Genomic DNA, 15,920 nt, shown 5'->3' on the forward strand with positions numbered 1-15,920 from the left:
CGTAAAGCGTACACAGTTCTCCAGTCACAGGATGGGCTGGAGGGATTAACCGTTACCAAGAGGGAATTACCCGACTTGATTATTACCGATATTGTCATGCCAAACCAGGATGGTATCGGTACCATAATGAGTCTGCGAAAAGACTATCCCGAAATTAAAATTGTCGCTATTTCGGGAGGGGGAATTGATCCCCCACATCTTTATCTAAAAATGGCAAAGGCATTAGGAGCGAGCGCTGTTTTTGTAAAACCTTTCGATAGCAAAGAGTTTCTTGGGACGGTTGATACCCTTCTAGATGGCTAGGCACCCTCCTGTAGGCCAGAGCAAAAATATGACAAACAAAAACAGCATAGATTTCTTCTCTCGGATCATACGGTATAGCATAGCGTTACTGCTCTGCCTTGGCATTTTGGCATGTCCACTGGCTGTAAAAGCTGACCATTTAGTTGAAAACCATAAGATTCTGAAATCGGCAAGCGAACTGGACTATCCACCATTTGCAATTGTTAATTCGGATGGCTCGGCAGGCGGTTTTTCTGTCGACCTGTTAAAAGCAGCAGCAGAAGCAGTCGGGTTGCGTGTCTCCTTCAAAGTAGGCCCCTGGAATGAGCTTAAACAGAGCTTGGCCGATGGGGCCCTCGATGTGCTGCCACTGGTATCGTACTCACAAGAGCGTGATCAGGTATATGATTTCACAACATCGTATATCCGATTGCACGGTACAGTTTTTATCAGAAAGGGCGACTCTTCAATTAAAAATCTATCAGACTTGAAGAAAAAAGAGATCCTGGTCATGTTGGGTGATACTGCCCACGAGTATGCCCTGAAAGAAAGTCTCTCCGATTTCATTATCACTACCGTTAACTATGAAGAGGCCTTCAAACTTCTGGCGGCTGGTAAACATGATGCGATAGTCGTCCAGCAGATTGTCGGACTTCAGATAATCAAGAAACTAGAGCTCAACAATATCGTCCCGGTAGAACAAGAAGTTCATACCGCCCTCAAACCCGTGGCGTTACAACTTCATGGATTTGAACAAAAATTTTGTTTTGCAGTACCAGAGGGAAACCAAAACCTGGTCTCACGACTTAATGAAGGTCTGTCGATTATCTTTTTAGACGGTACCTACAACACTCTTTATGAAAAATGGTTCGCTCCAATCTTACCAAAAACAGAGGTTCCGTTCAGTGAACAGCTACAAGGTATTTTAACAATACTTATCCCGCTATTGCTGTTGATCACTCTTTTTGGTCTCTGGTATCTCAAACTTTTAGTAAAGAAAAGGACAAATCATCTGGAGCTGGAAATCCAGCTACGCACCAAAGCTGAAGTTGAATTAGCTGAGGCCAACGTAAAATATGTCAAAGCAGAGGAATTGGGGAAAGTCGGCAACTGGGAATATAATATCGCCAGCGAGGATTTTCGGGGATCCCTGGAGGCAAAAAAGATTTTTGGCTTAGACCAGGATACAGTTTCCTTCAGCAGACCGGAAATACAGAGCTGTATCCCTGAAAAAGAGAGGGTTCACCAAACACTTATTGACCTCATCGAGCACAACATCCCTTACGCCCTTGAATATGATATCATCAAGAAAGACACGGGCGAACGCCGCACCGTATTTTCTCTTGCCGAACTGGAAAAGGACGAATCGGGAGTCCCCCTGAAGGTCTCTGGCTTTATCCAGGACATAACAGATCGCAAGCGCTCGGAAGAAGACCAAAAAAGACTTCTGTCCCAGTTGCAGCAAGCAATGAAATTGGAAGCCATCGGCACTCTGGCCGGAGGAATTGCCCACGACTTCAACAATATCTTGGGGGCAGTTATCGGTTACGCTGAGATAATCCGGGACGACAGTCCGGCAGGATCCGCCGTCTTGGAGGATATTGAACAGGTTCTCAAGGCGAGCTATAGAGCAAAGGAACTCGTCAAACAGATACTCGCCTTCAGCAAACAAGCAGGAACTGAGGCAATTCCACTCAAACCAGCCGTAATTGTGCAGGAAACAGTCAATTTTGTCCGCGCCACAGTACCGACCACCATCGACATCACACTAGATCTGGATAAGGAATCAGGACCTATACTCGCTGATCCGACCCAGATTCACCAGATAGTCATGAATCTCTGCACCAATGCTTTCCACGCTATGGAAGACATGGGTGGCAGCCTCGTCATTTCCTTGAAAAATACAGATATTACGGCAAATGATCTTGGCGCTGAAAAAGAGGTCCGTCCCGGTGCATTCATGCACTTGTCCGTTGCTGACACCGGACCGGGTATTACGAGGGAAATTCGGGAGAGAATCTTTGATCCGTATTTTACCACCAAGGAAATTGGCAAAGGATCCGGGCTTGGCCTTTCGATCATCCATGGCGTAGTTAAAAGTTCTGGAGGCTATATAACTTGCCAGAGTACACCTGGCGAGGGAACAGTATTTCATGTGTTTCTGCCGCTGGTCGACGAAACAATCCTGCCTGAAGACCAACCAGTCGAGCCTGTAATACCAGGTAATGAATGTATCCTTTTGGTTGACGACGAAGAAATGCTTGCAACTATGGGAAAAAATATGCTGGAAAGACTTGGTTACCAGGTCACCACCAGGACAAATGGTATCGAGGCACTCAACACTTTTCAAAACCATCCGGATAGATTTGATCTGATAATAACCGACCAGACTATGCCGGGGATGCAGGGAATCGATCTGGCCCGACGTGTTCTACAGATACGACCGGACTTACCGGTCATCCTCTGCACCGGCTATAGTAGCTCTATAACGGAACAAAAGGCAAAAGCTACCGGAATTAAGGGGTTTGCCATGAAACCTCTTGTGAAAAAGGAGCTCGCCATACTCGTGAGAAAGGTTCTTGATGACGAAAGGCTTGCAAATTAGCTTTGATCAACACCAACCTAAACGATTGAAGACCTGATAATTTTTGGAGCTATGATGAGAGCTGAATTCAAAAGAATCAACAAAGCACTAACCGAATATCTTCATAGCGAAAGCAACATGTTGATTTTCCAAATTGATAAGCAACAGCTCATAAAATATGGAAATGACGGTTTTCTGAAGCTATTTAGGCTTATAAAAATGCCAACAGGAGCCGGTTTCGTTGACTTCTTCCTTCCAGGATCTGACGGGTTAATATTCGAAACGGGAAGTCAGGAGTTTGTTTGCAATCCTCGAACCGGCCTGTATGGCAGGTTAGCGTTCCATAAAATACGACACGACAATGAATTAACCTTCTGGAGCGAGCCCAGACTGGCGACAGTCATCAACAGAACAACTCTAAAAGCTTACCCATCCAGATCGCACGATAATGATCATATAAATATTTGAATATTGAGGAAATGAAACGAGGCGATATATATCCCAAAGCAGGGCTCCTGCATTAAACTGAACTGGCGCAACTTGATATGCAATTCTTTATGAAATGATAATTTGCCATTTGAACTTGTCGCATATTGCCACCTTACGGTTTGTGCATTTTCCAGGCACCACGTTACCCTGGACTACGATCCTGCAAAATGATATTTTTAAAATATGATAACGTTGGAAAATCCTAATTGAGACAGCCGGCAGACCATGCTCCTCTCCAACAAAAATAAGCGTTTAAAATTGACCCGGCAACCACCTTTAATATCTATGCAAATTAAACAGGAACACAAAGCCTCTTACTTCCTGCTGGCTCTGCTGATAGTCTCAAGCCTGGTGGCGAATATAATCGCCCCCCGCCTCTTCATGGGTTTCAATTACCTGCTTGGCAGTATCCCCGTTCTTTTGGTTCTCCGTCTCTACGGCACAGGCTGGGGGCTTTTGACTGGCATCATTGCCGCCAGCTGGACATATGTGCTCTTCGGCCATCCCTACGCAATGGTGTGGCTTACCGCTGAGCCGCTCTTTATTGGTATAGTTATCAACCGTACGCGGCTCAACAATATGGTACTGGTCAACACTCTTTATTGGCCATTGATTGGGATACCGCTGCTCTGGTTCTTTTTTAAATTTGTCATGCATCTGCCGCTTGTCGGCACCCTGCCTGCGGCGTTGATGTTCTGGATTATCGGTATAACCAATTCGTTGATTGCCACTATTATTCTCCAGATTACGCCGCTTCACAGGATCGCAGGAACACCTGAAGAATCCCGATTAATCTCGATCAGACAGGCTATTTTTTCGATGATGATGGCCCTAGTGGTAATACCTGCAATCATCGTCATGATTATCAACGGCCGAGCAATACTCCACCGCAACGAAAAGAATATCATCGATATATTACACATGGCGGCTGACAATTACAGCCATAGCATCCACCTCATTCTTGACCCAGTACGACTATTGCTGAAGTCCGATGAGCTGGATGGATTTCCGGATTCTTATTCCAAAAGCATCGGCATCATCGGCATATGGACCATAGGACAAAGCGGAACAGCCAAACCTCGATACTGGAAGTATTCACCTGCCTTTAACCCACTTCGCTTTAAGGCCGGTCAGATTGTTACAGATCAGCCCGGAATCCCAGATAGTGTTGCTGTGAGAGACCCCAACGCCAGTCGGCTGGTACTGCTGCAGCGTGATTACCTAAGAAATCATCTGACGTTGATACAGAAACAGACAGTAAATATCTGGGCCACCTTGTTGGATTCGGAAGGATCGATCATCTCGACAACCAATCCAAATATCGCAGATCAAACGAGGTATGCTCCTCGTGATTTTGGTGAACCCCGTGCCATTAAGCAGGATATCTATCAGATACTGCCCCCTATGCCGACCTATATCACTCTCTGGAGCAGGGTGCAAAAGTCATGGTACAGTTTTGAAACAACCGCAGACGAGCAACTCGGTTGGACATGGATAATCGAAACCCCATTTGCACCTTTTCAAAAACATCTTCTCCAACAGCAGACCTATGCTCTCCTTATCCTTTTGGCACTTTGCCTTACAGCACTTGCAGTTTCGCTCAAAGTAAGCCGCAGGTTCAGCACATCTATTTTGGGCCTCGCCGAGACAACAACCGGGCTGGCCAGCAGGGTTGAAAATGATCTGCCGCTTGAATGGCCTGACAGTCGCCTTGAAGAGGTTGCACTCCTGACCATGAATTTCAAGGGTGTGGCTTCCGCCCTGCGATCCAGATTCAAGGAGCTTCGAAGGTCCCATGACATGATGGAAGAGAACGTATACACCCGCACTGCCGAATTACATGCGGCCAAAGAACAGGCAGAGCGCGTGTATCGATTGGTGCCAAGCGGACTATTTGCCGTCGACAGAGAATGTAAGATCATTATCTGGAATAAAAAAGCTGAAGAGATAACAGGTTACTCGGCAAACGAGGCACTCGGCCAGAGCTGTCTCATTTTTAGCAAAGAACCCTGCTCAAGTTCCTGCCGCCTGTATAACGGATCCATGGTACCCGCTGAAAATATCGAATGTACAATTCGATCGAAAGATGGCAGAGAACTGACTGTTTCGAAAAACATCGATTATCTTATTGACAGCTCATCGAATATCATAGGAGGCATTGAAACTTTCGAAGATATTACCGAGAAAAAAGAACTCGAAAACAAATTGCGCCAGTCCCAGAAAATGGAAACCATCGGCACCCTGGCCGGAGGCATTGCTCATGATTTTAACAATCTCCTGGGTGCCATTTTGGGCTATGCCGAAATTGCTCGTGAAGATGTAGGGATTGACAGAGATTCTGTGAGAAACAGTCTTAACCAGGTTATTAACGCCGGCAACAGAGCCAAAGATCTTGTCAGGCAGATTCTTGCTTTCAGCAGACAGACAGAAATGCAACTCATTCCCGTGCAACCTGCCGTGATAATCAAGGAGGCCATCGGCCTTCTCCGTTCTTCATTGCCGACAACTATAGAAATACAACAGGACATAGACCCAGATGCCGGCTTCATCCTCGCCGATCCTACCCAAATTCATCAGATTCTCATAAATCTCTGCACCAATTCTTTCCATGCCTTGGAAATAACCGGCGGCATAGTCACCATTTCTCTGAAAAAAAAGTGCTATTCTGAAGAAGATTTACTGACTCAACCTGAAATTCAACCAGGCCAGTTCGTACAGTTATCGGTCAGGGATAATGGTCCAGGAATACCCCTGGATATACGGGACAGGATTTTCGACCCCTATTTCACCACCAAAGAAACCGGCAAAGGAACGGGCATGGGCCTTGCGATAACTCACGGTATTGTAAAAAGTTACGGCGGATTCATAACCTGTGAAAGTGACATTGGTGTGGGTACGGTATTTGACATATATTTGCCATCCCTATCGCAAGATATTGCACCTGAAAACGACGAGACAACTATAATTTCTGGAAGAAATGAGCGCATCCTTGTTGTTGACGATGAACCATTGCTCCTTGAAATGAACAAAACAATGCTTGAAAAGCTCGGCTATTCCGTAACAGTAAGCAAAACAAGCCCTGAAGCTCTTGCCTCTTTCAAAGCCCAACCTGACGCCTTTGATCTGGTGATAACAGATCAGACCATGCCGGAAATGACCGGTTTTGATCTTGCCCGGCACATATTGCAAATACGTCCTGATATACCGATCATTCTCTGTACCGGATATAGCAGCATCATTTCTGAAGAAAATGCAAAGGCCTTGGGCATTAAAGGTTTTGCACACAAACCACTCAACATGAGAGACCTTTCTGTTATCATAAGAAAAGTACTTAATGGAGGGAATGAGGTTAACATCTAGGGAGAGATGGAAAATAATAACCAGTATTTCTATCTCTCATAGAGCAATTCAATCTGTCGATTATGTGCCTTGCATTGTCCCAGCAATATCGACAGCTCTCTTCTGCTCAGCAGACCTTTTTCAACGAAAAACTGGCCGATTTTCTTTTCCTGCCGCTTCTGTCTCAGCAATAACTCTCGAACCTCGACTGCCGTCAAGAACCCCATATTCTGAGCAGTTGTTCCGAAATATCCGGTTTTGATCGATTTTTTTAAAATTGCCACAACAGCGTTCCGATCAAGATACCCCAGACTAATCCCCAACTCACCGATTCGTGGCCGGCCAGATTTCTGCCAGGTTAGCGCCATGAGGAGCTGGCGCCATTCGATGACGCCCATGCGATACAAGAAACGGCCAAAGAGAAGCCTTTCTTCGGGCAAGCCGCGGGGCTGAAAATATTGGCAACCTTCTTGTTTTGCAGGAGAGATTTCTCGACGCGGGGTATTGTTTCTGGAGGCGATATGCTGGCGCAGGACTTGGCAGGCTGTCTGTAGAGACACAAATTCATCCTGGCATTGCTGTTTTGAAAACCCAGAAATGAGCGCTCTATCCGGATGGACCTCCATCGCCTTTTTTCTAAAAGCGCTGGTCACACCTTCGTCTCGAAGATAACAAAGAAATTCCCTGGAAAGCTCAATTTCATGACCAAAGAGGACTCGACATGCCTCAAATAATCGGTCTTCCTTTTCCAAGCGATTTATCCCTGCTTTGATGAGGAGTCGGCATTATCAATAACAAAGGCTCGCAACAGCCTGAGCTATTTTCATCAACGGCACGACCTGATCGACGCCACCCAACTCAATGGCTACCTTTGGCATGCCAAAGACCACACAACTTTTTTCGTCCTGGGCAATAGTCGCAGCCCCGGCCTGTTTCATCTCCAGCATGCCCTTTGCACCGTCATCACCCATACCTGTCATAATAACACCGACTGCATTTTTCCCGGCATAGCGGGCCGCCGATCGAAAAAGGACATCAACAGAGGGTCGATGCCGACTGACCAATGGGCCGTCTTTGATCTGCACATAGTACCGTGCCCCACTACGTTGCAACAGCATATGCCTGTTGCCGGGGGCGAGCAGAACACGACCGGGCATCACGGTATCACCATCCGCTGCCTCCTTGACGGTCATTTTACTTAAACTGTTGAGACGTTCGGCAAAAGAGGTAGTGAAATGCTCAGGCATATGTTGAACGATAATAACACCTGGAAAATCGGCTGGCAACATTTCCACAAAAGTGCGTAGCGCTTCGGTACCACCGGTCGACGCACCGACGGCAACGATTGTTTCAGTGGTCTGGATCATCGCCCTGCCACCGGGTTTGGCCAGGATTACATCGGCGTTTAATTTCTTTTCGGTGCTAATGGTTGTGGTACGGCTTTGCCGTCTCACACTGGCTTTTGCCGCTGCTTTTACCGCATCGCAAATAACCACTTTCGACTCATCCAGAAACTGCTTTGTTCCCATTCGTGGTTTCTGTATGATATCAACGGCCCCATATTCCATGGCTCGCAGCGCTGTTTCCGAATTTGTTTCGGTCAGACTTGAACACATCACCACGGGAATAGGATGCTGGGACATGATTTTCTTGAGAAAACTCAAGCCATCCATCCTTGGCATCTCAACATCCAAAGTGATGACATCCGGCACGAACTGCCGCAATCTTGCGGCGGCGACATACGGGTCCTGCGCTGTTACCACCTCATCAATATCCCTATCTGCCAGGAGTATGTCCGAAAGGGTTTGTCGAACCACCGCCGAATCGTCGACAACCAGTACCTTAAGCCCCATATCCCCTCCTATGACAAACAAGCTCCCTGTTTCCCCCCATACAAAAGCATCGCCGCATGTTGTCCCTCTAGCTCATCTAGGTAATTGGTAATTGGTCCTGGCCACTCATCTTCTTAATAAAGACAATTCCGCTATCGGTTCTAAAAATCAATTTACGCCCGTTCTTGCCACCAACATCGGAAGCAGCAATAGTCAGTCCGAATCCCTTCAGACAGCGAATCGCAGTAGTAATATTCTGTCTTCCAACCGTGAGGTTACTGACACTCACCCGACCGCCGGAAAACATGTCCGCCCCGCCAAACAGTTTGACCTCGATCTCCTCCCGGGCAATCTTCATTTTTTGAAAAAACTTTATCATGTACCCTATTGAAGTATCGACGAATTTGAAATTATCACTTCCTCCGCCCTTGGGCAGCATTCCGTGACATATCGATGCTGTCTTTGAACCCGAGTGGTACATCGTCACGGATACACAGGAGCCAAGTACCGTCGTCACCATCACTGGCTCCTGCGTGATCACCAACTCTCCTGGTTTCAGGTAAATTTTCTCCAGCGGAGAGTGGTTCATATTCATTACAATTTCCGATAGATTGTCGGTGCCACCTGGCTCAGAGGAGTATCATAGCCATGCAGAGACTCAGAGTGACCAAGGAACAGGTATCCTCCCTGATTAAGAAATTGACAGAATTTGATCATCAATTTTTCCTGAGTCTGTTTGTCAAAGTAAATTATGACATTCCGGCAAAAAATGATATCGACCGTATACGGCAAGCCAAAATTCTCATCCATGAAATTCAAGCGACCAAAACGCACTCGCTTGCGCAATTCAGGCACTATGCGAACTTGCGGGTTTTTCGCATTCTTGCCTTTCAACAGATATTTTTTCCTGAATAGAGGAGCCACCGGTTGTATCAGACCCATCGGGTAGATCGCCCGACGAGCAATTTCAAGGACCCGGGTCGAAATATCGGTAGCCAAAATGTCAAATCTGAAACCTGCCTGACTCGCCTCGACCTCAGAAAGGACCATCGCCAGGGTATAGGGTTCTTCGCCGGTTGAACAGCCTGCACTCCAGACCTTCAGGCTGTTATGGCCGTTATACGTATGTATTTTCTGCAAAGTTGGCAATGCGGTTTGGGTCAGATACGAAAAATGGCTTGGTTCACGGAAAAAATCGGTCTTATTGGTGGTGATAACATTAACGAGATGCACCATTTCCTCTTCCTGCCCTTCCGGGCTGAAGAGAAAATCACAGTATTCACTGAAACTCGACAATTCGAGTGCGCGCAGTCGTTTCGTTAACCTGCCGGTCAACATGGTACTTTTACTATCCGGCATTTTAATGCCCAGATTATCATAGATAAATGAACTCAACTGCTGAAAGTCACGTTTCGTCAATGTTGCGTCCATAAACACTTTACCGTTACTCCGTTTGATCGACCGGATCTGCGCTGATATTCACGCAGAGCCCTCTGTTATATGCACTCGTTATAATGACCTAGAATCGCTCAAATTCATCGTCAAGATTCTTACTGTCTCCACTCATATTGAGGTCCAGGCCTCCAGCTGCAGGGGCTGCTTTTTTGATTTTTTTCAATACCTTTTTCGGAGCAGGCAAACCGACCTGCTTCTTTTTTGCTACGTGCTGCGGGGTATGTCGAACTTTCACTCCGGCCTGATCATCAACCTTGAAAAAGGCAATGGCCTCCTGTAACTGTTCAGCCTGGCTTGCAAGTTGTTCTGAGGTCGATGCCATCTCTTCAGATGCAGAAGCATTCTGCTGAATGACCTGGTCGAGTTGCATAATGGCCTGGTTGACCTGCTCGGCTCCGCTATCCTGCTCCTTACTGGCAGCAGAAATCTCCTGGACCAGGTCCGCTGTCCGTTGGATATCGGGTACCATCCGGGACAGCATTTCACCTGCCTGCTCGGCCACCTGGACGCTGCTGCCGGAAAGTTCGCTGATCTCGGCGGCGGCATGCTGACTTCGCTCGGCAAGTTTTCGGACTTCAGCTGCAACGACAGCAAAGCCCTTCCCATGTTCACCAGCTCTGGCCGCTTCAATAGCAGCGTTTAACGCCAACAGATTTGTCTGCCTGGCGATCTCTTCGATAATGGATATTTTCGTGGCGATTTCCTTCATGGCCGAAAGCGTTTTGGCTACAGCCTCACCACCAGCCCTGGCGTCTCCGGCACTCTTGCTGGAAATTTTCTCAGTCTGCAGGGCGTTATCGGCATTCTGGCGGATGTTAGCAGCCATCTGCTCCATTGAACTGGATGCCTCCTCGGCCGCAGCAGCCTGTTCGGTTGCCCCTTGACTCATCTCCTCAGAGGTGCCACTCAGTTCCTGACTACCCGATGCAACATTATCGGCTGCGGCCTTTATCCCAATAACAACGTCCTGGAGTTTTGCCACCATCTGCTTCAGTGACAGAAGGAGCTGGCTGGTTTCATCTTTTCCATCGGCCTCAATTTTCACCATCAGATCGCCATCTGCCAGTCGTTTCGCCGTTTCCATGGCCAGAACTATCGGCCTGCGAACGGCCCGGGTTATCAAAAATGCAGCCAGCAGGGCAAAAACGACTCCCACAACGGATAAGGCAATGGAAAGAGACACACTGCTCTTGCGTATCTCATCAAAATGTTCATCCGCCTCCGCCATCTCGCTGTTGAGCGAAGAGATGATTTTATCAAGAGGAATTGCGGCAGCCTCGCGGGCCTCATCAATTTTCGCATCGATTACTCGAATCATCTCCTCATCGGCGAGCACAGCTTGAGTCTCCGCACCAATGGATGCGCTTATTTTCTGCAAAGGAGCAATAACGGCATCTCGAAGGCCATCAATTTCTTCATCCAGATCCCGAATGGTTTGATCCACATCACTGGTCATTTCCAGGGCAGAAATCAGCTCCTGCTCGATGGTTACAAGGTAAGTGTTATAGGCAGTAGCGAATTCCCCAGCAATTACCTTTTCCTCATCGGTATCTGACAGCCCCGCTATTGTTTCTATATCTTTTTTGGCCCTGATATGTATTTCAGCCATATTTTTACGGGTTTCGCCGAGATTGCGATTGATGATCGCATCGGCGGCCACCGGATACACCCCTTCCACTCGCAGTTCGATATCTTTCACTATCAGAGCATCATTTGCTCTTTTGGCGAAGGATTCCTCCTTCTCAAGAATCGGCAGGGTTTCCGTTTCAAAGTGATCAAGATATGCGTTGAAATTTTTAACAAAATCCTCGGCTAATGCTTTTTCTTCCGGCGTATCTGAGAGACGGCGAATAGCGGCGATATCTTTTTCAGCCAAGGCCCTGATTTCCTGCCAATTCTTTTTAGTATCAGGGATATTCCGATTTATCATGCCATCAGCCATGACCGCATATGCAGCATCCATACGCATGTCAATTTTCGAGACATCAAGCGCATCTTTACCACGACTTGCACCTGCATCCTGAAGCGTGCCCAACTCCGCCATCTTCATGATTTGGAAACCGGCAACTCCTGCAAAAATTAGCACCACTAGAGAAAAACTGACGAAGAGCTTTGTTCCAATTTTCAAATCCGAAATCTTCATTTTGGCCCTCTTTAGACTTTGAAGAAAGCAATGGTATCCTGCAGTTGCTCGGCCTGGCTGGAGAGTTCTTCCGAGGTTGAAGCCATCTCTTCTGAAGCCGAGGCATTCTGCTGAATAACCTGGTCGAGCTGCGTAATTGCCTGGTTGACTTGTTCGGCACCGGTATCCTGTTCCTTGCTGGCAGCGGAAATTTCCTGCACCAGTTCGGCTGTACGCTGGATATCCGGCACCATTTGCGCCAGCATCTGGCCCGCCTGTTCGGCCACCTCTACACTACTGCCGGAAAGTTCACTGATCTCGGCTGCGGCATGCTGGCTTCTCTCCGCCAGTTTACGGACTTCGGCGGCTACCACGGCAAAACCCTTGCCATGCTCACCTGCTCTGGCTGCTTCGATGGCTGCGTTGAGAGCCAACAAGTTGGTCTGACGGGCGATCTCTTCAATAATTGAAATCTTGCTGGCTATCTCTTTCATTGCCGTGAGCGTCTTGGCAACCGATTCGCCACCTTTTTTCGCATCTTCCGCACTCTTGCTGGCTATTTTTTCGGTCTGCATTGCGTTATCGGCATTTTGCCGAATGCTTGAGGCCATTTGTTTCATGGAACTGGAAGCTTCTTCTGCCGCTGCAGCCTGCTCGGCGGATCCTTGACTCATCTCTTCGGAACTGGCAGCGAGCTCCTGACTGCCCGAAGCGACATTGTCTGCAGCACTCTGGACGTTTGCCACCACTTCTTTAACATTGTCAATCATGAGGTTAAGGGCTGAGGCCAGCTGACCAACCTCGTCCTTCTGATCAAGGTCAAGTCTTTGCGTAAGATCACCTTCTGCAACTGTTTGCGCAAAAGCAACCCCCTGGAGGATTGGTCGAGCAAGAGCCCTTGTTATCACGGTAGCCACGGCAAGCCCAAGGATCACAGTAAGGATTGTGAGAACAATTGAAATCTTATAGGCTTCAGACTTGGCACTCTCAGCTTCCAGTGCAAACCGATGCGCCAGAGCTGCGGCAATTGCCTCGACCTTATGTAAAATAGAACTCAATCCAACAGTTCCTCCCTCAACCCTCAAGGTATTGACTATCATTTCCCCGAGTTTTTTCTGATACTGCTCAAATTCCGCCTCCACCTTAGCGAGAACTTCCATGTCAGTCTCTATTTTCTGCCTGTCTACAGATTGCTGCTTTATGAGATGACCGGCCGATTCAATCTGGCCAAAAAGCTGCCCCAGGTAGTGTTCGGAAATCGACACCCTTTCAACATCTTTATCGAGCATAAAACTCACCCGATTACTGCCCAGTTTAAGTGTCAGCAACTCAAGCTCGGCAAGACTTTCCACCAGCTCGCTCTGCAATGAGAGCTTTTCACGGTCAAGAAGAGAATCGGCTTGGACCTCCGCCAGATACTTTTCATGTTGGTAAATCAACGCTTCCACCTGCGCCAAAAGTTCTTGACCGACTTTTCCCAACTCTGCCTTTTCGGTTTCCACGTTATGGAAGTTGGTTGCCAAGACTTCAAAGTTCTCTGCATATTCAGCAACCAGCGATTCGAGCTCTTTAATCGCCTTCAGTTCCTGCTGTTCCAGATCAAATTGCTGAAAATTACGAATATCATTTTCATATTCAGCGAGAAGTTTTTCTGCTTCTACCAGAAGTTCTTCGCCCAGTTCCTTATCAGAGACGCCGTAGAGGATAAACTCTGTCTTTACAGTACTTAATTCACCCGCCGTCATGTCCAGGTTGAGAGACGCTGCCTCCAGTTGAGATTTTTTGCTGACCTGGCTAAGAAAGTACTGACTCCACACACCCAGTCCAACGGCAAGTAGAAGGATAAAGCCGAAACCACCATAAAGTTTTTGGCCGAGTTTCAGATTGCGGACAAGAGAAGTATTTGCAATAAAGATCAGAGCACAGAGGAGAACCAGTGCGGCCGGTAGCAGAAACCAGATCAGATCATAGGAATTGTCATCATTCTCAAAGGAAAAGCTACCTTCTTGATTTTGATAGTGACGGCCGGCATCAAGATCTCGTAATACGTCTTTTTCTACGAGTGTCACCGGCTTGATTTGCATTTCTTCTGTACGTTTGATTTTTACGGTTGAATCATGCTTCGCACTCTCCTGCCCACCATGATCTGCTGGCTGAGTATCATGCCCCAAAGCCGGGCCCAAGACCTGAGGTGATTCGGCAACCAGATGCTCAGTTTTCCCTTCTTCAGCCATGGGGGTCAGAGCGCGATCTGGGTTTGCTTCAACGCGGTCAAGGATTGTGGCGACCTTCTCCTCCGGCAGCCAGTTGACTCGACCTGTGCCGACGTCATAGATGGCGCCAACTACCTTGACGGCCCCGCTTTTGACCAGTTCGCGAGAAGATGGACTGCTCATGAACAGGTCCTCTATTCCCTGCCAGACATTTTCAACAATACCCGCAGGTATCACTTCGTCACCATGCAATTGGGGATTAGCCTCAATTGCCCGCCGCACAGCAGGTTCAATATTATCAACCAATGGAGGGATATTGCGTTCCAAAGCATGCCCGGTGCCATGTATGGAACGTGTAACAGCGGTAACGGCCCCGCACTGCGTATGACCAAGGACTACCAGTACAGGGGTCTTGACATGGGCAAGACCGTATTCGATAGATCCAGCCTCGTCGCCATCCACTACATTTCCTGCAACCCTGATGACAAAGGTGTCCATGACACCCGCATCGAATATGCGCTCCACCGGCACCCGTGAATCGGAGCACGTGATAACAGTTGCATACGCGTAGTCTCCCTGGTCTACACTACCAGCCTGAAGCAGACGCTTTCTGTCAATATGCGGATAGGTGGAAGCACCTGAGGCAAATCGTTCATTACCTTGCTTGAGAATATTGAGAGCTTCCTCCGGTTGAGGCTTTGCGGCAGGGGTAACCTGTTTTTCTTCCGCCATGGCGTTCATGGCACGATGAGCATTCGCCTCGACGCGGGCAAGAATGGCGGCGACCTCTGGTTCCGGAAGCCAATTAACCTTGCCGGAGCCAACATCATAGATGGCACCGACGACCTTGACTGCTCCACTTTTTACAAGATTCCGCGTTGCAGGACTGGTCATGAAAAGGTCTTCTATACCCTGCCAGACATTTTCAACAATGGCAGCAGGTATGACCTCGTCACCAGGCAATTGCGGATTCGCTTCTATGGCCCGCCGCACAGCAGGTTCTATATTATCAACCAGTGGCGGGATATTACGTTCCAGGGCATGGCCTGTGCCATGAATGGAGTGGGTAACGGCGGTAACGGCCCCACACTGTGTATGCCCAAGAACCACCAGTACCGGAGTCTTGACATGGGCCAGACCATATTCAATAGAGCCAGCCTCATCGCCGTCAACCACATTCCCGGCTACCCGGATGACAAAGGTGTCCATCACCCCCGCATCAAATATGCGCTCCACAGGAACCCGCGAATCGGAACAGGTAATAACCGTAGCATAGGCATGATCGCCCTGATCTTCATTGCCCGCCTGCATTAAGCGTTGAGAAGCGATATTGGGGTGAAGAGAATTACCTGACACAAAGCGTTCATTGCCACGTTTCAGGAGAGTGAGAGCCTCCTCAGCATTCGGTTTAGCTGCAGCTGTTCCTGAAAAGATGAGGACCAAAGCCACCAGACCGAGAAAAATTGCCATTCGTTTTGAACGGTTATCTTTCATTGCGTTATTCCTTCCACCGAGAGAGTGTGCCCACAGACTCTAAAAGGGTCTGTCTTTTGCTGTTATTTGGCTGAAGCCTGGCTAACTTAAAATTATTCTCCGTCTTATTT

At 47.9% G+C, this 15,920-nt stretch carries 9 protein-coding genes and 2 pseudogenes; 4 read left to right on the plus strand and 7 right to left on the minus strand.

What is annotated here, in order from left to right; translation table 11 throughout:
* From BUF15_RS01820 to BUF15_RS01835, 4 genes are all read left to right on the plus strand, one after another.
* On the plus strand, positions 1–303 hold a 303-nt coding region (locus tag BUF15_RS01820), incomplete at its 5' end, for a response regulator (protein ID WP_073611751.1).
* A 28-nt stretch (positions 304–331) separates the two neighbouring features.
* Entirely contained in the window at positions 332–2,887 is a 2,556-nt protein-coding gene (locus tag BUF15_RS01825) for a transporter substrate-binding domain-containing protein (protein ID WP_073611752.1), read from the plus strand.
* A gap of 51 nt (positions 2,888–2,938) precedes the next feature.
* A complete protein-coding gene (locus tag BUF15_RS27605) occupies positions 2,939–3,334 on the plus strand; it encodes a hypothetical protein (protein WP_143170605.1) in 396 nt (131 codons plus the stop codon).
* A 306-nt stretch (positions 3,335–3,640) separates the two neighbouring features.
* Positions 3,641–6,715, plus strand: a complete 3,075-nt coding sequence (locus tag BUF15_RS01835; protein ID WP_159441197.1) for a response regulator — start codon at positions 3,641–3,643, stop codon at positions 6,713–6,715.
* Positions 6,716–6,744: 29 nt separating this feature from the next.
* On the opposite strand, the gene BUF15_RS01840 is transcribed toward BUF15_RS01835, so the two are convergent.
* The 7 genes and pseudogenes from BUF15_RS01840 to BUF15_RS28275 form a co-directional block, all read right to left on the minus strand.
* Positions 6,745–7,446, minus strand: a complete 702-nt coding sequence (locus BUF15_RS01840) for a J domain-containing protein (RefSeq protein WP_073611755.1) — start codon at positions 7,444–7,446, stop codon at positions 6,745–6,747.
* A gap of 36 nt (positions 7,447–7,482) precedes the next feature.
* Entirely contained in the window at positions 7,483–8,547 is a 1,065-nt protein-coding gene (locus BUF15_RS01845; RefSeq protein ID WP_073611756.1) for a protein-glutamate methylesterase/protein-glutamine glutaminase, read from the minus strand.
* A 76-nt stretch (positions 8,548–8,623) separates the two neighbouring features.
* Positions 8,624–9,121 carry a chemotaxis protein CheD gene (locus BUF15_RS01850; protein ID WP_073611757.1) on the minus strand — a complete coding sequence of 166 codons (498 nt, stop codon included), beginning with the start codon at positions 9,119–9,121 and terminating at the stop codon, positions 8,624–8,626.
* Positions 9,121–9,957, minus strand: coding sequence for a CheR family methyltransferase (locus tag BUF15_RS01855; RefSeq protein ID WP_073611758.1), 837 nt, complete (start codon positions 9,955–9,957; stop codon positions 9,121–9,123). The genes BUF15_RS01850 and BUF15_RS01855 overlap by 1 nt, the downstream gene beginning before the upstream one ends.
* Before the next feature lie 88 nt (positions 9,958–10,045).
* On the minus strand, positions 10,046–12,124 hold the full coding sequence (locus BUF15_RS28195) for a HAMP domain-containing methyl-accepting chemotaxis protein (RefSeq protein ID WP_073611759.1): 2,079 nt from the start codon (positions 12,122–12,124) through the stop codon (positions 10,046–10,048).
* A 14-nt stretch (positions 12,125–12,138) separates the two neighbouring features.
* Positions 12,139–13,008 (minus strand): annotated as a pseudogene (locus BUF15_RS28270) (methyl-accepting chemotaxis protein); the annotation flags it as partial.
* Positions 13,009–14,424: 1,416 nt separating this feature from the next.
* Positions 14,425–15,810: pseudogene (locus BUF15_RS28275) on the minus strand (carbonic anhydrase); the annotation flags it as partial.
* Positions 15,811–15,920: the final 110 nt, after the last annotated feature.

The organism is Desulfopila aestuarii DSM 18488, from assembly GCF_900143695.1.
In the GTDB taxonomy this organism is placed as follows: domain Bacteria; phylum Desulfobacterota; class Desulfobulbia; order Desulfobulbales; family Desulfocapsaceae; genus Desulfopila; species Desulfopila aestuarii.

Coding starts and splice junctions, on each gene's coding strand:
- BUF15_RS01825 (WP_073611752.1), top strand. CDS start 332: ATGACAAACAAAAACAGCATAGATTTCTTCTCTCGGATCATACGGTAT.
- BUF15_RS27605 (WP_143170605.1), top strand. CDS start 2,939: ATGATGAGAGCTGAATTCAAAAGAATCAACAAAGCACTAACCGAATAT.
- BUF15_RS28195 (WP_073611759.1), bottom strand. CDS start 12,124: ATGAAGATTTCGGATTTGAAAATTGGAACAAAGCTCTTCGTCAGTTTT.
- BUF15_RS01855 (WP_073611758.1), bottom strand. CDS start 9,957: ATGGACGCAACATTGACGAAACGTGACTTTCAGCAGTTGAGTTCATTT.
- BUF15_RS01850 (WP_073611757.1), bottom strand. CDS start 9,121: ATGAATATGAACCACTCTCCGCTGGAGAAAATTTACCTGAAACCAGGA.
- BUF15_RS01835 (WP_159441197.1), top strand. CDS start 3,641: ATGCAAATTAAACAGGAACACAAAGCCTCTTACTTCCTGCTGGCTCTG.
- BUF15_RS01845 (WP_073611756.1), bottom strand. CDS start 8,547: ATGGGGCTTAAGGTACTGGTTGTCGACGATTCGGCGGTGGTTCGACAA.